The organism is Crateriforma conspicua (assembly GCF_007752935.1).
GTDB lineage: Bacteria > Planctomycetota > Planctomycetia > Pirellulales > Pirellulaceae > Crateriforma > Crateriforma conspicua.
Map to the genome: position 1 here is coordinate 5,908,676 of NZ_CP036319.1, position 22,123 is coordinate 5,930,798.

At 58.6% G+C, this 22,123-nt stretch carries 16 protein-coding genes; 6 read left to right on the top strand and 10 right to left on the bottom strand.

The genetic code is table 11. The features are described from left to right. Window positions 1-28: 28 nt before the first annotated feature. Window positions 29-2,347 carry a cytochrome-c oxidase, cbb3-type subunit I gene (gene ccoN, locus Mal65_RS21655; RefSeq protein WP_196784891.1) on the bottom strand — a complete coding sequence of 773 codons (2,319 nt, stop codon included), beginning with the start codon at window positions 2,345-2,347 and terminating at the stop codon, window positions 29-31. Window positions 2,348-2,789: 442 nt separating this feature from the next. On the opposite strand from ccoN, the gene Mal65_RS21660 reads away from it, so the two are divergent. Then, window positions 2,790-3,821 carry a potassium channel family protein gene (locus tag Mal65_RS21660; protein ID WP_145302514.1) on the top strand — a complete coding sequence of 344 codons (1,032 nt, stop codon included), beginning with the start codon at window positions 2,790-2,792 and terminating at the stop codon, window positions 3,819-3,821. Window positions 3,822-3,985: 164 nt separating this feature from the next. After that, on the top strand, window positions 3,986-5,101 hold the full coding sequence (locus Mal65_RS21665; protein WP_145302516.1) for a hemolysin family protein: 1,116 nt from the start codon (window positions 3,986-3,988) through the stop codon (window positions 5,099-5,101). 31 nt (window positions 5,102-5,132) lie between these two features. On the opposite strand, the gene Mal65_RS21670 is transcribed toward Mal65_RS21665, so the two are convergent. From Mal65_RS21670 to Mal65_RS21685, 4 genes are all read right to left on the bottom strand, one after another. After that, window positions 5,133-5,480 carry a P-II family nitrogen regulator gene (locus Mal65_RS21670; protein ID WP_145302519.1) on the bottom strand — a complete coding sequence of 116 codons (348 nt, stop codon included), beginning with the start codon at window positions 5,478-5,480 and terminating at the stop codon, window positions 5,133-5,135. A 679-nt stretch (window positions 5,481-6,159) separates the two neighbouring features. Next, complete coding sequence (locus tag Mal65_RS21675; protein ID WP_231131207.1) at window positions 6,160-7,668, bottom strand: ammonium transporter; 1,509 nt, start codon at window positions 7,666-7,668, stop codon at window positions 6,160-6,162. A gap of 733 nt (window positions 7,669-8,401) precedes the next feature. Further along, on the bottom strand, window positions 8,402-9,580 hold the full coding sequence (locus Mal65_RS21680) for a porin (RefSeq protein WP_390621875.1): 1,179 nt from the start codon (window positions 9,578-9,580) through the stop codon (window positions 8,402-8,404). 837 nt (window positions 9,581-10,417) lie between these two features. After that, window positions 10,418-11,716, bottom strand: a complete 1,299-nt coding sequence (locus Mal65_RS21685; protein ID WP_390621876.1) for a porin — start codon at window positions 11,714-11,716, stop codon at window positions 10,418-10,420. Between the two features lie 637 nt (window positions 11,717-12,353). Between Mal65_RS21685 and ftsY the strand changes: the two genes are divergently transcribed. The 3 genes from ftsY to Mal65_RS21700 all read left to right on the top strand — a co-directional run bounded on the left by ftsY (window position 12,354) and on the right by Mal65_RS21700 (window position 15,631). After that, entirely contained in the window at window positions 12,354-13,247 is an 894-nt protein-coding gene (gene ftsY / locus Mal65_RS21690; RefSeq protein ID WP_390621984.1) for a signal recognition particle-docking protein FtsY, read from the top strand. Between the two features lie 81 nt (window positions 13,248-13,328). Continuing rightward, window positions 13,329-13,910, top strand: coding sequence for a MiaE family protein (locus tag Mal65_RS21695; RefSeq protein WP_145302530.1), 582 nt, complete (start codon window positions 13,329-13,331; stop codon window positions 13,908-13,910). Window positions 13,911-14,491: 581 nt separating this feature from the next. Beyond that, entirely contained in the window at window positions 14,492-15,631 is a 1,140-nt protein-coding gene (locus Mal65_RS21700) for a hypothetical protein (RefSeq protein WP_145302533.1), read from the top strand. A gap of 16 nt (window positions 15,632-15,647) precedes the next feature. On the opposite strand, the gene Mal65_RS21705 is transcribed toward Mal65_RS21700, so the two are convergent. The 5 genes from Mal65_RS21705 to Mal65_RS21725 form a co-directional block, all read right to left on the bottom strand. Continuing rightward, complete coding sequence (locus Mal65_RS21705; protein ID WP_145302536.1) at window positions 15,648-15,950, bottom strand: hypothetical protein; 303 nt, start codon at window positions 15,948-15,950, stop codon at window positions 15,648-15,650. Window positions 15,951-16,111: 161 nt separating this feature from the next. Continuing rightward, a complete protein-coding gene (locus Mal65_RS21710; protein ID WP_145302539.1) occupies window positions 16,112-16,909 on the bottom strand; it encodes a 50S ribosomal protein L11 methyltransferase in 798 nt (265 codons plus the stop codon). A 132-nt stretch (window positions 16,910-17,041) separates the two neighbouring features. After that, the gene (locus Mal65_RS21715; protein WP_165701447.1) at window positions 17,042-18,451 is read right to left on the bottom strand and encodes a DUF11 domain-containing protein; all 1,410 of its coding nucleotides are present in this window, start codon (window positions 18,449-18,451) and stop codon (window positions 17,042-17,044) included. Between the two features lie 14 nt (window positions 18,452-18,465). Continuing rightward, entirely contained in the window at window positions 18,466-19,236 is a 771-nt protein-coding gene (locus Mal65_RS21720) for a hypothetical protein (protein ID WP_196784364.1), read from the bottom strand. 143 nt (window positions 19,237-19,379) lie between these two features. Continuing rightward, a complete protein-coding gene (locus Mal65_RS21725; RefSeq protein WP_145305112.1) occupies window positions 19,380-20,723 on the bottom strand; it encodes a hypothetical protein in 1,344 nt (447 codons plus the stop codon). Window positions 20,724-21,033: 310 nt separating this feature from the next. Between Mal65_RS21725 and Mal65_RS21730 the strand changes: the two genes are divergently transcribed. Beyond that, window positions 21,034-22,050 carry a hypothetical protein gene (locus Mal65_RS21730; protein WP_165701448.1) on the top strand — a complete coding sequence of 339 codons (1,017 nt, stop codon included), beginning with the start codon at window positions 21,034-21,036 and terminating at the stop codon, window positions 22,048-22,050. The last annotated feature ends 73 nt before the right edge of the window (window positions 22,051-22,123 follow it).

Consider the following 22,123-nt stretch of genomic DNA (forward strand, 5'->3'; position numbering starts at 1 on the left):
GGCAGGGCGGCTCCAGCTGGCGACAGTGTCAGCCGGTGGCATCGGATTGCGGATCCGCTTGGCCGGCGGCGACTTCGGGAATCGCATCGACGTCTTCGGGAACTTCGCCCGGAGCAGGACCATCGGTTTCCGACGATTCATCCGCTTCGGGCGTTGCAAAAATGTCGGTACCGATTCGCTGCAGATAGGCGATCAGCGCGACGGCTTGAGTGTCATACGTCATCAATTCGCCGCGTTTGATCGGGCCGCCCTGCGAAACGATGTCCGCGGCGACCAATTCGGCTTGCTTGCGTGCAATTTCCGGAGCGTTGGTCAGTTCCTTATCGTATTCGGCTCCCAACATATGGGCCGCCCAAACACGATCGGAGATCTTGTCGAAATCGATGGCGGTATCCAGCAGGTGGACATAGGAAGGCATCACCGAAGCTTCGTTGACACTTTGGGGGTCTTCCAAGTGCAGCCAATGCCAAAGGTTACTTTGCTTGCCACCTTCGCGAGCCAAGTCGGGGCCGATCCGACGACTGCCCCATTGGAACGGGTGGTCATAGACGAATTCGCCCGGCTTGCTGTATTCGCCATAGCGTTTCGTTTCGGCGACCATCGGCCGAATCATTTGCGAGTGACAGTTGTAACAACCTTCAGCGACAAAGATGTCACGTCCGGCCAACTCCAGCGGCGTGTAAGGCTGAACCGTGGCGATCGTCGGCACGTTGCTGCGGATCAAGAACGTCGGGATGATTTCAAATAAGCTGGCGATCACAACGGCCAGGGTGACCAAGATGGTAAACCGAACCGGCAATCGTTCCCAACGACGGTGCCATCCCATGCGGCTCCATGTGTCCAATTTCTTGGCGGCTTCCAACATCGGAGCGTCTTTGATCGCTTCGCTGACTTCGGCCGGTTCGCGATAGTCCGCTTGCTTGGCTAGGCGTGGTGCCTGATACACCGGCACTTCATAGGCCGACGGACGGGACAACCAAGTCATGAAGTAGTTGACGACCATTAGCACGACGCCGGCGACGAATAAGGCCCCGCCGACCACACGCAGCCACCACATCGGGGCGATCGAGGAAATCGTTTCGACAAAGTCGGGGTAAACCAGTTGGCCGGTTTCGTCCATCGCACGCCACATCAGCCCCTGGGTCAGACCGGCAATGTAGATCGGCACGATGTACATCAAAATTCCGATCGTCGAAATCCAGAAGTGCAGTGTGGCCGCTTTGACGCTCCACAACTTGGTTTGGAACAACCGCGGGGCCAGCCAGTACAACATGCCGAAAGTCATCATGCCGTTCCAACCGAGTGCACCGGAGTGCACGTGGGCGATGGTCCAGTCGGTGTAGTGGCTGAGCGCATTGACGCTTTTCACGCTTAGCATGGGACCTTCGAAGGTCGACATTCCGTAGAACGTCACTCCGACGACGAAAAACTTCAGCACCGGGTCAACGGCGACCTTCTGCCAAGCACCACGCAGGGTCAGCAAGCCGTTGATCATTCCGCCCCAAGACGGCATCCACAGCATGACGCTGAACAACATCCCCAGGGACGACGCCCATTCGGGCAACGCCGTGTAGTGCAAGTGGTGCGGGCCCGCCCAGATGTAGATGAACACCAACGACCAAAAGTGAAGGATGGACAGCTTGTAGCTGAACACCGGACGATTGGCCGCCTTGGGCAAGAAGTAATACATCAGACCCAAGAACGGAGTGGTCAAGAAGAACGCCACCGCGTTGTGCCCGTACCACCACTGCATGAATGCGTCTTGGACACCCGCATAAACGCTATAGCTTTTGAAAGCCGCGATCGGCACGACCAAGTTATTGAAGACGTGCAAAACGGTCACGGTGACGATCGTTGCGATGTAAAACCACAGCGCCACGTACAAGTGCCGTTCGCGACGTTTGATCAACGTCATGAAAAAGTTGACACCGAAAAACCCCAGCCACACCACGGCAATCGCCAAGTCGATCGGCCATTCCAATTCGGCGTACTCGCGACTTTGCGTGATGCCCAGTGGCAGCGTCACCGCGGCCGCGACGATGATCAGTTGCCATCCCCAAAAATGCAGACGACTGAGCACGTCGCTCCACATGCGTGCTTTGCACAATCGCTGGGTGCTGTAGTAGATCGCCGCGAAAATGCCGTTGCCCGCAAAGGCAAAGATGGCTGCGTTGGTGTGCAGCGGTCGCAGACGACCAAAGGTCAGCCATTCCAGGCCGACAAAGGCCTTGGGCAAAACCAGCAATAAGGCGACGACCAAACCGGCGATCGTCGCGATCAATCCCCAAACGATGGTCGCGACGGCAAACTTGCGGGAAATATCGTCATCGTACGAAAACGATTCGATGTGCTCCGACGCACGCCCGGCGGATGTCTGGCCAGATTCAAACGGACCGGATGGGTCGCTCGGGTCTAGACTGGTCTCTGCGGTGGCCACCAAGTGATCCTCGACGAAGGGGACAATAGCAAGACAAAGGTTGATATTCAGTGTGGGAAAGCGTTCTTGGGACGACTTGCCCGACGCGCCAAATTGACGCACGCAGTGGGCAATCGGGAAAGAACTCCGACGTCCCCTGCGATGATGGCGATAGTGTAACGATGCGACGTGACGACTTCACCACAGTCTGTACTGTTATCTGCGATACACGCCGCGGATTCACCCTCAAAACGAAAGTCAAATTGTCGCACCCCGCGGCATTTCGGCGCCTTTCGATGCGACAAATCGAACGTCCTGACTTTACTATCGTGTCGTCAGCCGATTCCTGACAAACCAGACCGACCGAGACAACATGGCGCGCCCTGCCGCAATCTTTCAATCTTCGGTAACGCCGCTGGATCGTATTCGCAGCGGTGGCAAAATCCTTGCCGGCGTGGTCTTTATCGGCGTGTTGGGCTATCGGTACCTGGGCGGATACGGATGGTCCGATGCGGTTTGGATGGTCGTGATCACGATCAGCACGGTCGGCTATGGCGAACACAGTCAATCCGACGCGTTGGTGAAATGGTTCACCGTCTTGGTGATTGTGTTCGGAATGACCGCATCGGTTTACACCTTCGGCGGTCTGTTTTCGATGATACTGGAAGGCGAACTTGATCGCGTGATTGGACGCCAGCGAATGAATCGTGAAATCGCCAAACTGAACGGACATGTCATCGTTTGCGGCTATGGCCGGATGGGCCAGCATCTGGTCGAGGGTCTACGCCATGCTTCGCGATCGATGGTCGTCATTGACATCGACGAAGAAGCCATTGCCGGCGCCAGCGAAGCGGGCCTTTTGACTCTGCACGGCGACGCGACCAACGACGACCTGTTGACGATGGCGGGGATCGCCAAGGCTGAAACACTGGTGATCACATTGCCCGATGACGCGGACAATGTTTTCATCACGTTGACCGGCCGCGGATTGAATTCTGAATTCACCATCATCGCCCGCGCCGAACAGGTCACCACCGAAAAGAAACTTCGCCAGGCGGGTGCCGATCGCGTGGTCATGCCGACGATCGTCGGCGCCAAACAGATGACGCGTCTGGTCGCCCGGCCGTCGACAGCCGATTTGATCGACGTGGTCACCGAGTCCAGTTTCAAAGACATCGATTTGGACGAAGTCCTGATACCAGCGGGCAGCCCCATGTGTGGAAGGACCATTCGATCGATCGTTACGCTTCAGTCCCGCAATTTGCTGATCGTCGGAATCCAGCGTGACGGTGCGGCCTTGAAGTTCAATCCCAACGGCGACGATCAGATCCACAGCGGTGAAACGCTTTTGATCTTGGGGCACCCCGATAACATCCTGGCGTTTCGCCGGGACATCGCCGATTGACGCGACGCAGGATCGGTCGCGAAGACGCATCGCCGGCGGGCGAACAGGGCAGGGGACCGGCGCGATCGAATCTGGTATCCTTCGCGCAGCCTGGTTGTTCCGCCATCGCCATTGCCGCGGCAGCGGACGGATCGAATTCGCGTGCCTCCTGTGCAAAAGCCGATATGGGACTGCTGATCTTTTACCTGTTCTTTGCGATCGGGTGCTCTTTCTATTGTTCGGTGGCCGAAGCCGTGCTGCTGTCGATCACGCCGTCGTTCATTGCGACGCTGGGCCAGCGGAAACCGAAGGCCGCCAAACGCCTGGAAGATCTCAAGGACAACATTGATCGCCCGCTGGCGGCCATCCTTAGCCTGAACACCATTGCTCACACGATCGGTGCGGCCGGCGTGGGTGCCGAAGTGGTCCGGCTTTATGGCGACCAGTACCTGGCAGCCGCCAGCGCGGTGATGACGCTGTTGATCCTGGTGTTAAGCGAAATCATCCCCAAGACGATCGGGGCCCTGTACTGGCGCACGCTCGGGCCGTTCGTGGCCACCAGCGTCCGCTGGCTGATTTGGATCCTGTATCCGCTGGTGTGGATGAGCGAGCGTCTGACTCGGCTGCTTTCCGGTGGCAAGTCCCACCACACGCTGACTCGCGAAGAACTGTCGGCGATGGCCAAAATCGGCGCCAAGCAAGGCGTCTTGGAAGCCAACGAACACCGCATTTTCGATTCGATGATTCGGTTTCCCCGTGTGACGGCGCAAGAAGTAATGACGCCCCGCGCCGTGGTCCTGGCGGTCAGCGAATCATCGACCGTGGCCGAAGCACTGGCCCAGGAATCCATCCTGTCGGTCTCTCGAATTCCCGTCTACGAAGGCACATTGGACCACGTGACCGGATTCGTTTTAAAGGACGACCTGTTGCTGGCGCAGGCACGTGACCAGGACGCGGATCCGATCACCACCTATCGCCGTCCGTTGCTGACGGTTCGCGATGAAGTTCGGTTGCCGCGTCTGCTGGACCAATTGCTGCAAGGCCGACATCACATCGCCATCGTCGTCGATCAGTACGGCAGCGTCGTCGGCCTGGTCACGCTGGAAGACATCGTCGAAACTTTGCTGGATCTGGAAATCATCGACGAACATGACCGCGAGGTGGACATGCAAAAACTGGCCCGTCGCCGCTGGGAAAAACGCTTGAGCCAGAAAGAAAGCCAGGGCACGGCCGTGGTCCAGCCCAACATCGCAGAATCCGATGAAGACGCCGGCGGCCGTGAAAACACGCCGGACACATAGGCCCCCAGCGGTCATCCATCAGGGCCAGCGTTCAGATCGCTTCCGGACCGCGTTCGCCGGTTCGGATCCGGACACAATCATCCATCGGCAAGACGAAGATTTTGCCGTCACCGATTTCACCGGTCTCGCTTGACCGGCCGCCGGCCAAAATCGCATCGACCGTCGGCTGGACAAAGTCTTCGTTGACGGCGATTTGCAGTTGGACTTTCCGCACCAGGCTGACACCACCGGTGGACGGGCGGATCGCCGAGGTCTGACCTTTCTGGCGACCAAACCCCTGACAATCGACCACCGTCAATCGGTGAACTTCCACGTTGGTCAACGCTTCTTTGACGGCATCCAGTTTGGTCGGCTGGATGATGGCAATGATCAGTTTCACGTTCGATCAGGTCGTCGAGGAACAGGTCGTCGGGATGCACACCGGGCCGTCCGGATGCTGCCAATCAATGCCGAGACGGCTCGGACGATCGACCTCGGCTGGGCACAGGCCAGTGGATGGCACGGGTGAAACAGTGGAAACCAGCAGGCATGGATCGGCAAGGGGACCGGGGCTTACGCCATTCTTCCGGACCTTGCGATCCAACGTGCAAGCGTTGCTTGATTCACCGCAATGCATGGGCCATGGACACGCGTGTCGGCCCCAACTGCGACGGGTGATCGGCAGCGTCGTGTGAGAGCCTTGGCCCCCCAGCGGCCACGCGATCGGCCCAGCAATCAGCAAAAATTGCTCCATCAGATGCAGATCATCGGTGCATAAAAAAAGCCCGGCTGGATCAGCCGAGCAGAAAAAAACCCCGACCCGCATCGGATGAGGCGGACATCCGATGCGGGAAACCGGGGCCCTTCTGGCCCAGGCAAGAGCCGAGAAGTTCAAGCGAAACGCTTGGCCAAGGCCGTCACGTCTCGATGTTCAGCTAAACGGTTCGGTCGGAACCAGAACGCTTATCAATTCCGTTGCACTTCGCGTGCGAAGGAGTCCAACCGGGTGCCCCGCCGCCGTCGAATTCGAATCGACTGGCGACGGGGCGCGGTGGGTAGCTCCCAACATTCGCCTAGCCCTAGGCGATCGCCCCGCCGGCGACCGCATCGGACGGATAAGCGTGCATGCCGTGCTCGGAGATATCCAAGCCAGCTTGTTCTTCCTCAGGACTGACTCGCAGCATCCCGATGGCTTTCAAAACACCAAAGACAACCGACATGGTGACGAAGGCCCAAACACAGATCACGACGGTCGCGATGACCTGAACCGTGATGAATCCGCCGCGGGTCATGTCGTCAGCCGGGATGTCGCCGAAGACGCCAGTGGCGATTCCGCCCCAGACGCCGCACAGACCGTGGACCGGCCATGCACCGACCGGATCGTCGATCTTCAGCTTGTCCAACAGGACGATTCCCAAAACGACCAGGGCACCACCGATGCCGCCGATCACCAAAGCTTCGAACTGGCCGACGCGGTCACAGTTAGCGGTGATGGCGACCAACCCGCCCAAAACGCCGTTCAGTGCCATGGTCAAGTCCGGCTTTCCGAACAGAGCCCAGCCCAAGATCATCGCCAACACGGCACCGGCCGAGGCCGCGATCGTCGTGGTCAAAGCAATGTAGGTGGTGGCTTCGGCATTCATCGCACCGCTGTAGGTCAGCTGACTGCCGGGGTTAAATCCGTACCATCCGATCCACAGGATGAAGACACCCAAAGCGGCGAACGCAATGTTGTGACCGGGGATCGGAATACTCTTGCCGTCGGCACTGTACCGGCCCAAACGCGGCCCCAAGAAAATCGCACCGGCCAGGCCGGCGAACCCGCCGACCGCGTGCACCACGACACTTCCGGCAAAGTCTTGGAAGCCCATCGCATCCAGGAACCCGCCGCCCCACTTCCAGGCACCACTGATTGGATAGATCAGGCCCGTCAAAATCGCACTGTAAATCAGGTAGGCACTAAACTTCATGCGTCCGGCAACCGAGCCCGAAACGATCGTTGCGGCCGTCGCGGCAAAGGCAACCTGGAACAGGAAGTCAGCCGAGTTACTGGCGTAGGCACCGTCGCTGTAGGTCGGTGCGGCGGCCCAAACTTCGGCACCGTCGACTTCTTCGACCTGGGCGTCACGGCTGATGAACGCCGACGGCGATCCAAGATAACCGTCCGCGATCCAACTGCCCGGGTACATCAACGAGTACCCGATGAACAGATAAAGCAGAACGCCGACCGAGAGGTCCATGACGTTCTTGGCCAAAATGTTGACCGTGTTCTTGGCACTGTTCATCCCGACTTCGACCATGGCGAAGCCGGCCTGCATGAACAGGACCAACACGGCACACACGAACATGATCAACGTATTGATCGTGTAATCGTTCGCATCGTCGTAGCTGAGGGCCGACACCTCATCACCAGCGTTCCAACCCGCCGGCGCTGAATCGGCGTCGCCGCCTGCGTCAGCTGCGTCGGCCTCCATGACCGAAGCGGCATCCTCCTGAGCCGAAGCAACTGTCGCAAGCGGCGCACCGACCCCCAACATCCCCACGAGGAGAGCGATCACGAGCCAATTGGCTCCAAACATGTTTCTCATCAAATCTCGCCTTCAACACATGATGTGAATTGGTTGAAGCGAGCGGCACGAGTGAAGCCTTACGCTCGCTTCGAAAACAAAACGGATGAGCGAATCTCCGTCGATCCACACCGTCGGCCCCTGCCCGGGCCATCCATCGAATCGCTCGAAAGCCGACGACGGAAGTATCTTCTGATCAACGCTCGACGGGTTTGCTTGGCACGTCGCGAGCCACTGGGATGTGCCAAATCAAAAAACGAATCACAAGTCACTGAAGGCAAAGCACTTAGGTTTTTGAATTTTTTCTAAAGACCGTCGGAACAGCCCTCAGGAGGCTCCCCTCACTGCCCAAACAACAGGCAGCGCCGCCCGCCTCAACGCCCAAAAAGCATGCACACCGGCGTCAGCCGCCTGGAACATCCTTTTGAACCGGCAAATCGCGGACTCTGCACTAAACGCCCCGAAGGGAAAAACGGCCACCACAAATGCAGGGCTGCTTAAGAAGTTGGCGGTCGGCCGCATCATCGGCAGGTCGTTCCGAGCGATATCGGTGGGGCCGATGGGAGCGTGTCGAGCTTCCAATCACCAACCCCGACCGCCGGTGGGGCGTGACGGTACGGCCCCAGGCCACCGAACCCCACAAAAAAAGCCACCGCCCGGATCCGGAGATCTGGACGGTGGCCTGATTCATTCATTCGTTGCCGGATCAATCCGGGCGAACACTTCTCGGGCGAGTCACCCGAGCATCGGCAGCTTAGAACAAGAAGATCGTGTCGATGCCGAAAGTGAATTGATCGTCATCGCTGTTTTCCAGGATGTCGGTCGGATCGCCATCGACCCAGTCCCAGCGGATTTCCGGACGAACCAGAACGTTGGCGTGCGGCTTGTAGTTCACACCGCTGGTCAACGCGTAGATGTCGTTGTCGGTGTTGAACACGCCGGCGTCGGCTTGGTACCACTCGAATCGAGTTCCCACGGCCCAGCAGTCGCTGAGGGTGTAAATCAGGTACTGGTTGATGCCGAAGGTGTCACGAACGGTCGCGCCGTCGATGTCTTCGGTGTCCAACAAGTCCGACTGGAAGATGTACTGCAGATTGTCGCTGACCGCGTAGTCGGCGACGATCGAGTGCATGTATCCGTTTTCGCCACGTCCAACCACACCGTCGACAACGCGGTTGATGTTGCCGTCACCGAAACGTCCGCCGACGGTCGCGTAGGTGACCGTCAGGCTATCGGTCAGACCGACCGAAACGCCGCCCAAGAAGGCATCACCGTTGTCTTCGAAACCACTGTCCCAGCCGAAGACATATCCGCCCATCACGCTGACGTGATCGCCGACGTTGTAGGTCGCCAGAGCACCGGTGTGGGTGAACGGCTCGCTGTTGTACATCGTGTACGCGTGGCTGTAGAAGAAGTTGTCCGGGGCGGTAACGACTTCCCATCCAATGATGGTGTAGAAGTGACCGGCCTTGACCGACAAATCGCCGTAGCCAGCTTCGACATACAGCTGGGGCATGGCGTGACCGTAGTCGGTGCCGTTATCCCAGTCGTTGTCCCAATGATTGTTCGCGATACCGAACGCTTGGGTGTCTTGCGAGTCGGTACCGTAGACGTAGTCGATGCGACCACCGATATCGAAACCGTTGGAGGTATCGATCGCCTTTTCAGCGTACAACCAAGCTTGGTGCAGCTGATATTCGTCCGGGCGACTGTTGAACAGTGGCAAAGCGGCGGTGTGGTAACCCATTTGGACCCAACCGCCGATGCTGAACCCTTCGTATTCACCGAACAGGGTGAAGGGATCGCCAAGATCGCATTCGCCACCGAGGCATCCACCGCCCAGGCATCCACCCATGCCACAGCCGCTATCGCATCCGCTGTCACAGCCGCATGAGGGCAGTCCATCGCAGCCGCCCATGTCGCAAGCCGACATGTCGACGTCACAGCCGGTTTCACAGTGACCGACTTGCTGAACACCATTGTCTTGGTAGTAACCAGATTGCACTCCGGCGGCCGATGCGGTTGTTCCACAACAAATCGCGGCCAAGAGAGCGAGTTTGCTCAATTTCATCCGTTGGACTCCCCATCCATGTGTTTGGCAGCACGCAAAACAATCCGCATCAAGGAAACCGATTCCTGGCCGCGGAATTCATCGCAACAACTGCCGGCCGCATTGCAGGACATCGTGTCCTGTTTCACGGCGGGCCAGACCGGCGTCTTTCGTGTGGTCTCCACCTGAAAGAATCAACGTGATCCTTCAGCCACAAGAGCGACGCCGGCGAATTTCCTAAGGAGCGTATCGACCGGGAAATTCGTCAAAGTTCATCGCAGTGTTGGAACTGGTGCGAACGATTTGTCCGTCACGGCCGGAATTTGGCAAGCTGTACCGGTTAAGCGAAGTTTCCCTCGGCCCCGATCGAGACCGCCGATCGCCCCAATCAACCGGCGCATGAAAAAACCGCGTGTCACCGGAGATGGATGACACGCGGTCGAAGATATCGGTCAGAGCTTTCTGTCGTTCCGGCCCGAGTTGCCTGATGGTCGGATCAGCAGGAATTCGTCGTGTGGAGAAGACGTTGAAGCTTCCTCCAGGCAGTTCAGTTGACAGCGACAAGACGCCGGGGCGGATGGGGAGTTTCACCGGTGGCGTTGCTTGCCACCGAACTCCTCGCGGCCGGACGCCCGGGCCGAAGACACCTGTGAAGGGTGGTTCGCCCGGGCCAAAGCCCACATTCCGTACACCTAGCCTCTGTATCTATGCCACTGGGGCCTAGAACAGGAAGATCGTGTCCATACCGAAGGTGAACTGGTCGTCGTCATCGTTCTCCAGAATTCCGGTCGGATCGCCGTCAACCCAGTCCCAGCGGACTTCGGGACGAATGATCACGTTGGCATTCGGCTTGTAGTTGATGCCGCTGGTCCAAGCGTAGACATCGTTGTCGGTGTTGAACACACCAGCGTCGGCTTGATACCACTCGAAACGAGTTCCCAGAGCCCAGCAGTCGTTGATCGAGTAGATCAAGTACTGGTTGATGCCGAAGGTGTCACGAACGGTCGCGCCGTCGATGTCTTCGGTGTCCAACAAGTCCGACTGGAAGATGTACTGCAGATTGTCGCTGACCGCGTAGTCGGCGACGATCGAGTGCATGTATCCGTTTTCGCCACGACCGACCGTTGCTGGCGGTCCGGGATCGACGCGGTTGATGTTGCCATCACCGAAACGTCCGCCAACGGTCGCGTAGGTGACCGTCAGGTTGTCGGTCAGACCGGCCGAAATCCCGCCCAAGAAGGCGTCGCCGTTGTCTTCGAAACCGCTGTCCCAGCCCATGACGTATCCGCCGTAGAAGGTCAGGTCATCGGTCGCGTTGTAGGTCGCCAGAGCACCGGTGTGGGTGAACGGCTCGCTGTTGTACATCGTGTACGCGTGGCTGTAGAAGAAGTTGTCCGGGGCGGTAACGACTTCCCATCCGATGATGGTGTAGAAGTGACCAGCCTTGACCGACAAATCGCCGTAGCCAGCTTCAACGTACAACTGGGGCAGGGCGTGACCGTAATCGGCACCGTTGTCCCAGCCGTTATCCCAGTGATCGTTGGCGATACCGAACGCTTGAGTGTCTTGCGAATCGGTACCGTAGATGTAATCGATGCGACCACCGATGTCGAAACCACACGAGGTGTCGATCGCTTTTTCGGCGTACAACCAAGCTTGGTGCAGCTGAACTTCGTCGGGACGGCTGTTGAACAGCGGCAGGGCAGCCGTGTGGTAGCCCATTTGCAACCATCCGCCGACCGAGATTCCGCCGTACTCGCCGAACAGCGTGAACGGATCGTCGTGGCAGCAGTCGCCACAAAGTCCCAGTCCGCCCAGGTTGCAGCCCAGCGAATCGCAGCCGCTGTCACATCCGCTGTCGCAACCCAGGTCGCATCCGACCGGTTCGCAACCACAGGTGATTTCGCCGCAAGGATCACAGCTGTCACAGCTGTCGCTAAAGCAACCGACTTGAGCAATCGTGCCGTTGCCGGCCATAGCTTGCCCGGCAGTCAGGCCACAGGCCAATGCCGCCAGCATTGCAAGTTTAGAAAGTTTCATTAGTTCCGAACTCCCCATTCGTGAAACGTAGTGGTCGCAGGGCACCTTCCGTGGCACCGGGTTCTGATCGCTCGATCGATCCCCGTTGGACCCTTCACGCCCAGCTTTACGGGAAAGCCGTCGCGTCGGTCCGCGAGACAGTTGTCTCTTCGGCCAGCGGCCTGAATCACAAAGGCTGTCGGATGTGGTCCGTGACCTCGTTCGTCCGACACCGATGCAATTCTTTCCGCACCCTAACGTCAGGAATCCGTATCGACCTCCGACCGGACGCTTCAGGGATTTGTTCGAAAACTGAGCGATGATTTGGCACCGGGCGGTTCGTTCAGTACGAGCTCCGTTGACCTTGCCGATTGATCCGATTTCATCGATTTTTCCAGACAGCCCCAGCCTGTTTCGGGGATCGATTGACCACACCACTCCCCCTTCCTGACGCTCCGCCTTTCGGGGATTTCGTCGTTCGGGCAAACTGTTTGCCCTAGTATGCCGCTTGATCCCCAATCTGATGCCCGAGTGATCGACCATGGCCTTTTGGCGTTCCGAAAAGAAATCCGACAAGGAATCTTCCCAGCCGACCTCGTCCGCCGACGACGGTGGATCGGGAGGTCTGCTGTCTCGAATGCGGGGCGGGCTGCAAAAAACGCGTCGCGTGCTGAACACGGACATCCGCGACCTGTTCAAAAGCGAAGGCAGTCTGGTCGACGACGCCTTGCTGGAACAGTTATTCGCCCGACTGGTCCGCACCGACATGGGCGGAGGACCGGCGGCCAAGATCCGCGATGAAATCGCCAAACAGTACCGCGGACGTGTCGTTCAACTGGACGAAATCCTGCAGACCATTGCCGATCAGACTCGGCAGATGCTGGAACAAGAACACACCGACATTCAAACCGCCGACCAACCGCCCACGGTGATTCTGGTCGTCGGCGTCAACGGAAGCGGTAAAACCACCTCCATCGGTAAACTTGCCAATCACTTTCACCGATCGGGCAAGAAGGTCGTCTTGGGGGCCGGCGATACATTCCGCGCCGCAGCGGTCGAACAATTGGTGATCTGGTCCCAGCGGATCGGATGCGACATCGTCACCGGCAAACCGCAAGCCGATCCTGCCAGCGTCGCCTATCAGACCGTCCAGCAGGCCGGCGAAACCAACGCCGATATCGCCATCATCGATACGGCAGGTCGCCTGCAGACCCAAAGCAATTTGATGCAGGAACTGCAGAAGATTCGCACCGTGATCGGAAAGAAACTGGAAGCCGCACCGCACGAGGTCTTGTTGGTGCTCGATGCGACCGCCGGCCAGAACGCGATCAGCCAGGCCAAAGGCTTCAGCGAAGCGGCCGGATGCACCGGCATCGTGCTGGCAAAGTTGGATGGTTCCGCCAAAGGCGGCGTGGTCCTGCCGATCCGCGAACAATTCGGGTTGCCGGTGAAGTTTGTCGGACTTGGCGAAGGCATCGACGACTTGGTGAAGTTCGACCCGGCGGCGTTCGCCGAAGGCCTGTTCAGCTGACCCGTTCAATGGCGGGCGAAGGGACGCCTGTAAACACGATCCTGATTTCTTTGACGCTTATCCATCGGCGACTCTTTCATCATGCTTCACCTGCAATCCGAATCGGCAAAGCGTTGGTTGGCCCAGGTCGACCAATCGCTTGACGAGATCCTGATCGATCATGCCCACTGTGAACGCAAAGCCGCTTCGACGGCAATGAACCTGATGAACGCGTACACGGACAATCGGCCGCTGTGCGTGGAGATGACTCGCATCGTCGAAGAAGAACTCGAACACTTCCATATGGTGTTGGACGTTTTGGATGCTCGAGGCATCCCTTTTCGCCGACTGGCGTCGGGCCCTTACGGCCGCAAGCTGAACCAATTGGTCCGTCCCAGTGAACCACTGCGAGCGGTCGATCGTTTGCTGGTCGCTTCGCTGATCGAGGCGCGCAGTTGCGAACGGTTCCGCTTGCTGGCCGACCACGTTCGGCAGCGTGATAGCGAATTGGCCGACTTTTACGCCGGTCTGTTCGAAAGCGAAGCCCGGCATCACACCACCTATGTACAAATCGCCGAACACTTTCAACCACGCGATTGTGTCCGCCAGCGTTTGGACGAATTATCGGCTCAAGAAGCCGAGATCATCGCCGGCGGCTGCGACCTGCCACGGATGCATAGCTAACCCGCGTGATCCCTTTTCTGGGATGACGTCGGCCCGACGCATGACCAGCCCAAGGGGATCCGACATCTTTGTTCGATGGACGTCCGACTAAATGTCCATCCCATAGCCGGACGCCAGTTGCTGGATTGTCCGCGGTGCCCCGCTATCGTTGCGGGGTGTTTCACATGGTCACGCTTGGGATCGATCAACGCATCAGCACGGATCGCCGGGCGCATGCCAGGACCACGTTTCACGGTCCGCCACCAACTTTGATGAATCCGTTGAAAGGATCCATTCAACAGACACGCCGATGACTTCGGCGGCGCGACGCCGTACCGTTGATGTGCCGGACGATCCGACGCGAATCGGTGTCGTCTTTTAGTCAAAGAAAATCAACCAACGCTTCAGGGACACCGAAGCGTTTTCGTCGCTGGAAGTTGCCCAACGATTCGCTGCCTATCCAAGGCATATCATCGCCGCGTCCCGTGCCGCGGCGGTGATCGCTCAAAGCGATCGCTTAGTTGACATCCGTGACCAACCGGAGGATCCGGTTTCCTATTTTTCAGACCGCCCGGTCCGTGCGAAAAATGGAGTACCGCATCATGCCATCGGTTTCACCGTCCACCTTGCCGCCATCGTTTGGATCTTTGCCCGCGATCGCATTGGCAACCTTGCTTTCATCAGGATGGCTTCCGAACGACGTCGCCGACGCCTCGGACGCTCGCCCCGTCCAGTTTGACCTACACCCGGTCGTCGCCGCGCACGCGGTCGACCCGAGCGATGCATCGGTCGTGCAGATTCAATTGAAAGTATCCTCGATCGTCCCGTCGATTGATGATCGACCGATGGATCAATGGACGCTGCGGTTGATCCCACGCAACGATCGATTGGTCGTCCGAGACTATTCGCCACAAACATCCGGTGCCAGTCATCTGGATGGATCGATCGACGTGAAAGTGACCGAGGAAGACAGCGAATCATTCGGACTTGCCAGCGTGGTCAGCTATGGTCCCGCCAGCGCCGATGCGGGCGTGGACAACATCAACAAGACGATCGAATCACGATCATTCCGTGAACTTCCCCAACTGCGTGCGATCACAGCGGCGGGAACTATTCGACACGGGCGTGGCGTTTACTACCAACTGCGCCATGACCGCCAACAGATCTTGGAAGGTGAAAAGTGCTTCACCGTGACCTACCAAGTCCCGAATGATTGGCAGGCCGGACTGTTCGACGTCTTCATCGAAGCCAAACGTCAAACGCGTCCGTTCGGTCGATTCGAGACCGTCGAAAGAACGGTTGCGACGCAGCACTTTACCGTCGCCGCGTATCGGCCAGAGAATCACGTTGCCAAAACGTGGGCGTACGATCTGTTCCATGCCGAGGCTGAACTTCGCAATGCCACGACGCATTGGCAACAGATGCGCAACCGGAGCAGTGGATTCCCCACGATGCTACAAAGCCTGGCATCGACCATGGATCATTTGGCCAACGCGCCCGATGGTGCCCGCCATCACGACCGCGACCAATGGCTGGACGGTCTGTTGCAAGCCGACGTCGACCCTTACACCAATCCCGCCGTGCGTCGATTGCCGGTCGACCTACGCGTGCTGGCGATCGCGTACTGCGACAAACGCGACGAACTGTCGACGATTGAAACGCAGCCGGTCGTCACCCAGTCGTCACAAGCCGAGCGCCTGGTGTCCAATCAAATTGACGGGGCATCCGACCAAGCGAACTGATACCGATGCCGTCGGTTCAGTTGTTACTGAAACCAAGTGCAAAGCTCAATTCACGTCCCAGCGGGTTTCGACGAAACTGCTCGTAACATTCGCCGCACAGATCGAAACTCTCGCGATGGCCGGTGGCGTTGTCATCACCGCAATCACACGGAGGTGCCGTTTCCAAGATCTCGTTCAATTCCGACAGATGATCGACTTCGTCGCACAGCGGTGCGAACGACTCTTCGCGAACGGGTTTGATCTCCAGCTGGACCACAAACCGAACGTCGTCAATGGAATCAATTTCTCGTTTGCATCGATCGCACGTGTAATGAATCATCGATGGCAGGTCCAACCGTGGGAATGAAAAGTTGGCGTCTGGGGCACGCCGGAAATGAAATCTCGGTGAATCCTATGATTTCATATTAGTAGCAGCACGACGGCGATCGCAAGTCAGTTCGTGTGTTTCTGTGGGTGGCATTTTTGTGTCTTGACACCGCCTTAGCGATCCGTTTCAGCGTCGAGCGGCTTGGGCGTCAGTTCGATCAACATGCCCGGTAGGAAGTTCTCCTCCAGATCGTCCAGACTTCGTTCATCCAAAATCTTGAAGCCGATCCCACGCGCCGTCGACTGTTCGCGCAAGCGTTTTATGGCTGACACGTTTCCATAGACGACAAGGCAACGTCCGCCAGGGCGCAATCGCTTAGGCAACCCTTGCAACAAAGAATCCATCAAAGCGAACCCCGGATCATAAAACGCATGATCCAGATCTTCATGAATGGTTCCATCTTCCCAAGGCGGATTCGACAGAATCACGTCGAATGCTTCGTCACTACGAAGGACGTCAAAAGCCCCTTGCGACGATTTGGGCACCAATCGCAGCTGTAAATTTTTTTCCGTCTCCAGCATGGCCGCGTTGTATTTGGCGTTGGCGATGGCCGCCGGATTGACGTCGGTCGCCAGCACGGAATCAGCGCCGTTTTGCAAGCAGACGATCGCCAACAACCCGGTGCCGGTACCGATTTCCAGCACGTCGCGACCGTTCACCAAGTTGTCGTCGATGATCATTCGCCGCAAAGAAATCGTGTCATCGGGTTCCCAAAACACGTTTTCAAATTGGACGATATCGCCGAACGCGACGTCGTCCATTTCCCAAACTTGGCGGACGACGTGATCGGTATCCAGATCGGTCCGATTCGGCCGACACCCCGTCGCAATCAGAACGAACGCGATAAAGACGGGTGCGATCCAATTGGTCGCGACGGCAAACCAAAAAAACGAATAAGCGTGGCGTAGCATACGGTGCAATCGGACGGTTCACGATTTATCGGTAACACGAGTCGCAACCATCCGACGCAGGGATGATGCGACCGTTGAAACGTTACCGATAGTTTATCGGACCCCGAAGGCGAGCGTATGCCGGCGGGATTCCTAGCGAACGCGACACTTGAACCGCAGGATGGCCGATTCACCGACGGCAAGTTCGTCGCGAATGGTCCAAATCAGTTGCGCCGATTCGACATCGTTCTGCACGACTTCGAAATCCGCTTCACAACTGGCCGATTGGCTGCCGTCGATGTAGGTCAATCGAGTCGTCAAATTGTCGGTCACCGTCACATGGCTGACCGGACCGTCACCGACGTTGTCGACGCGAAGTGCGAACTCAACGATGTCGCCGGGTTGGGCGTGATGCTTGTCGGCAAACTTGCCGATCACCAAACGGCCATCGCCAAAGTCATACTCGGTAAAGCCACGCGGCGTCTGCGAACGGTTCAACACCGGGGGCTTCAGGTCTTGGACGGCGACTTCCACCGATTCTTCGATGGACCAAGCGATCGCGGCTGTCGCGGCTTGTTCCAACAAAGCCAGATCCGCGTCACGCAGTTCGGTCAAATCCAACACGCGAATGTTGGCCAAGACGGCAAACACGTCGGCGGTCAAGATCGGTTGCAACACCGCATCGACAGGAACACCACGGTTACGGTCACGCATCGCGTCGATCCGCCGGGCCGTATCGGCCATACCGATTTCGGTGGTATCGGTGACGACCAAACCGGGTTGATCCAAGTTCATCCGTTCCGGACCCACGGGTTGGGCGACGCCGACCGCGCCGGTAACCCGTCCGCCTGCTGATGCACCGGTCACCCGGCGCACCGATGCGAAACGAGGTGCGTACAAGCAGACACGATTGCTTTCGGCGAATTCGATTTGTCCGTGACGATTTGTGAAGTGCACGACCGTGTCTTCGGGATCCAATGCCGCAATCGTGTCGTCTTGACGAAGGAACGCCTTGGCGTTGGCGTCACCGCCGTCGCACAGGAATTCCTGCGGATCGATGCCATAAGCGTTGTACATCGCCGGCGGCGCGGCATAACCATGCGGCTGGCAAACCGCGCAAGCGTTGTTTCCGCACTCGGTACAGGCTTGGCCTGTCGCGCAAGCGTTGCACTGTCCGCAGGGCTGCCCCAGTGTCGACTGGCATTCATCCGCCTGCAAATCAGACAGCGAAGCGGTGTATCCGACTTGTCGCACATCAGCCGCCGTTTGAAGTTGATCCGCTGGCGACGAAGCGGAGATTCCCGCTGAAGCCGTCGCCGGCGTGTTCGTTGTCGGCGTTTTCATTGCCGGCGCGTTTGCAACGGGCGTGGCCGGTTGGCCCGATGATTGAGCTTGCGTTTCAGTCGCCGGCGAAAACATCCGCATGTTTTGGGGCAGGGCACAGCCGGTGGTCACGCAAGCAACAGCGCCACAGGCAACCCAGCGCAGCCACCGGCGCATTGCAGTTGTGCGGGATGCCGGTCGGCCGGAGATGCTAAGCCGTTCGTTGGCAGAATCGTTCATCGTCGGAAGCTTGATCATGGAACGGGTTCGACTTCGGGCTGATAGATCGGCGCCCAGGTCGGATCACCGAAAAAGAACTGAGGCGCCAAGACGGGCGATGACGGCGGTGCCAGCGTTCCGATGCGAACGATGGCAACCGGGCGTCCGAATCGATCGGCGACTTCCAACGGATCATGCGGCAGCCCGACGTCGATGACGCGTCCGGTGTCCGGCTTTTCTTGTTCGGCGAACGCGGTTTGTGGGTCTTCCAGATAGATCACCTTGGTCACCATCCGGCCGGCCATGGCTTCGTCGATATCGGCTCGGTCCAAGACGATTTGGATCGGATAGGTCGTTTCCAATCCCGGCGGCGGATACGTCCGATCGATCACTTCGACACTGGGGTACAGTTCGGCGCCTTCGGCATCGGGCAATCCCGTCATTCGCATCCGATAGACACGGCCGATTTGCAATCCCGCCATCAAGTGGTCTTCGGACGAAACAAACGTGCCGCCTTGGCTAAGTGCGAATTGCACTCCATCGGGTCCGGTGAAAGCGACCGGTTGAAAGTAGCCGGCGATCGGACCGTGGCCCAAACTGCGGCCGTAACCGATCATGCCAGGCTGCGCATCGGCGCTGAACACACGATGCTGTCCGGCCGACGACAAGTATTGCGACGGATCGGTCGCGTTTGCGTCCAGGCCAATCGCCCCCAAACTGAACAAGCAAACGATCCCCGCGGCCCAACAGCGGATGCCGCCGCGGCGACGATCCGTGTCGCGATGCTGACTGATGTCGTGGTGCATCCCAGTCCCTTGTGTCTCGTGGCCGAAGCGAATCATTCTGCTGGGCCGATCAAGCATCATTTCGATTGGATAAAAAAACGCGGCGTAGCGGTCGATCGCCACACCGCGTTGATTCGGTTGTCAGTTGAACTGTCTAGCCAGGGTTACTGGTTGCAGTTCGGATCCACTTCTTGGCTGGCTTTGTAGTGCAGCGGTCGACCGGCAGGCATACCGGGGTGGATGTTCTGTTCGGTGATCCGCACGCGGCTGACCGGGTTCGGATAACTCATACCGGGTTGCTGACGCACGTTCATCTTCAGGTGTTCCACCGGTCGCGGAATGTGCATCGGCGTGTGGTTCTTGATGGTGTGCTTCTTCAAGCCCGCCGGTGCACCCAACGGAATGTGGGGCGGTCCGGGCAATCCGATCGGCGTTCCGGTCATCGGCATGCCGTATTGCGGTGCGTTGTAACCGGCGACCATGCCGGGCAGCGACGGTGCAGTCGGGGCACAGGTGCCGTCGGCCGAACATCCACAGCCATCGGTCATGGCCGGTGCAAACGGAGCAGGCAATCCGGCAATCGGGGCACCCACGCCGGGTCCGCCGAAGCCGCCGGCCGATCCGCCAGCCATTTCGATGTCTTTGTCACCCAAGCGGATGATGGCAAGGATCGAACCACGGTTGTCCGCTTCGACGATCGGGTCGATGCCCGGATCCAATCGAGTGCTGACCAACGTATCGATACCGGCCAGAGCGGGACCTTGGAATTCCGGATCCGGCAGATAGATGACCTTGGTCACAAAGTTGCCGGTCAAGACTTGGTCAAAGTCTTCGTCGGTGAACTGCAGCGGGATCGAATTGTGCGCCAGGTAAGCACCGGTTCGGGGATTACCGTAGGCCAATTCAACGGTCGGATACAGTTCGACGCCTTCGCGTCCGGGAATGTTCGTCAGCTTCAGACGATACAGTCCGCCTTGCGGAAAGTTCTGGCGTGCCGGAACGATCAGCGGTTCGCTGTCGAACATGCCGGCACCGCTGGCGTCATATCGGACCTGCATCCCATCGGGACGTCCGAAAGTGACTTGAACGGTCGCGGGCACGGGCATCGGCATGACCGGGCCGCCGCCCATCATGACGCCGCCGCCTTGTGGGATGTTGGTGCCGCCGATGCCGCACAGGCCGGGGCCCGGTGCGGGACCACAGCCGGCCGGACCGCATTCGGATCCGACGTTGTAGCTGGCTTGGGCAATCGTGCCGTTGCTGCTGTCTTCAATTTTGGCCAAGTTCGCGGCAGCATTGTTTTCACTGGCTGCCAATGCGGGTCCCGGTGCCGGTGCGGTGGCACCATACATCGGTGGTGCCAACACGCCGGGGCCGGGGCCGCCGACGCCCGGACCGGGCTGCATCAACCGCTGCTCGGGCGGCAGGTTGTGGCGAACCGGCACGCATCCGGTGGCGAGCACCGCCGCGGCCGCCAGCAGCGACAAATGGGTGACGGATCGTTTCATCATTTCCCCCCGATAAATCGGTTTCAGTTCCTTGGGTCGCAGCCGAAGCCGCTCGCGTTGACGCACACGTCCATCCATGAATCGCGAGCCACGTCGGTGGTGACAATGGTGTGAATCTGATCCGGCTGGACTTGAGGGCGAAGGAATCACTAACCTCCACCGACGCATCACAGACCGGCTGCTTGGGACAGCATCGGCATCAAGCCCGCGGTTTCTTTGATAAAACCGGCACAACCGCCCCATGAAGATCCATCCGCACAGAAGTCATGACGCTGATGACCGGTCCATGAAACACGGATCAGTTTCACCGATGCGCATCGCATACCGGATTTGGCTCGTATTCGCCGCTGTCGGAATCGTTTGGGTGACGCCGGCTTCTTCGCGTGCCGCCGAAAATGCACCGGCCACGTCGCTGGCGTATCCGGTCGCCCGCGCCGGCACCGAAGATGTGCCGGCGGGCGTCCGCCACCGCTCCGACCCAGGTGCGACCAAAGTCATCGATCAAGTGCTGAAGCGTTTGATGTACGGACCGGCCTTCAACGCACAGATCCGCAAACGCGTTTGGACCTCCGGACGCGAAGTCATCGGCGTCGGTCTGTACGAACAAGCGGGGCAGGGCACCGGTCACTACAACCTGCAAGTCACCATGCACGACGGGGCGGGCAAACACACGTTGCAACAAATCAGCGACGGCCGCCTGGCGTGGACCCGAACCGAGATCGCCGGCAGTGTGGTTTTGAAACGGGTCGACGTACGCATCCTGCAACAACGCATCCGCGACGCCGACATCCAAGTCGATCCGGCACCCCATTTGGTCGTCGGCGGCTTGGTCGAATTGGTCGAATCAATTCAACGCGACTACGACCTGACGCTGCAATCCGGCAAATTCAAACTGAAATCCAGCCAGGACGATGGCGACGACGAACAGACGTTCCTGGTGCTCAGCGGTGAACTGAAAAGTGAAGTCCGAGAAACCATTTTGAAATCCAGCGGCCGCGACCAATGGCCATCCTTGTGCCCGACATCGATGCGGATGCTGATTGCCACCCAAGGCGACACACAAACGGACTTCGGGCGTGGTCTGCCCCGACGCATCTATTTCTTCAGTGATCCGCCACCGGCGGAAACGAAAGAGGGTGAAGCCGCACCCGCCACAGCACCCGACGCCAACGTCGCAGCACCGGGTCATTTGATCAGCCTGATCGAACTGTACGCGCTCAAGCCGATCACAGCGCCGTCGCCGGACCGGTTCAGCTTTGAAAGCCAAGACCAAAACAACCACTACGTCAACGAAACGCAGCGTTACCTGAATCGCTACGGGTTGTGAACGTCGATTGGGATATCGCCGCCATGCGATAATGCCACGAAAAAACGGCGAAGCATCGCGATGCTGCGATGCC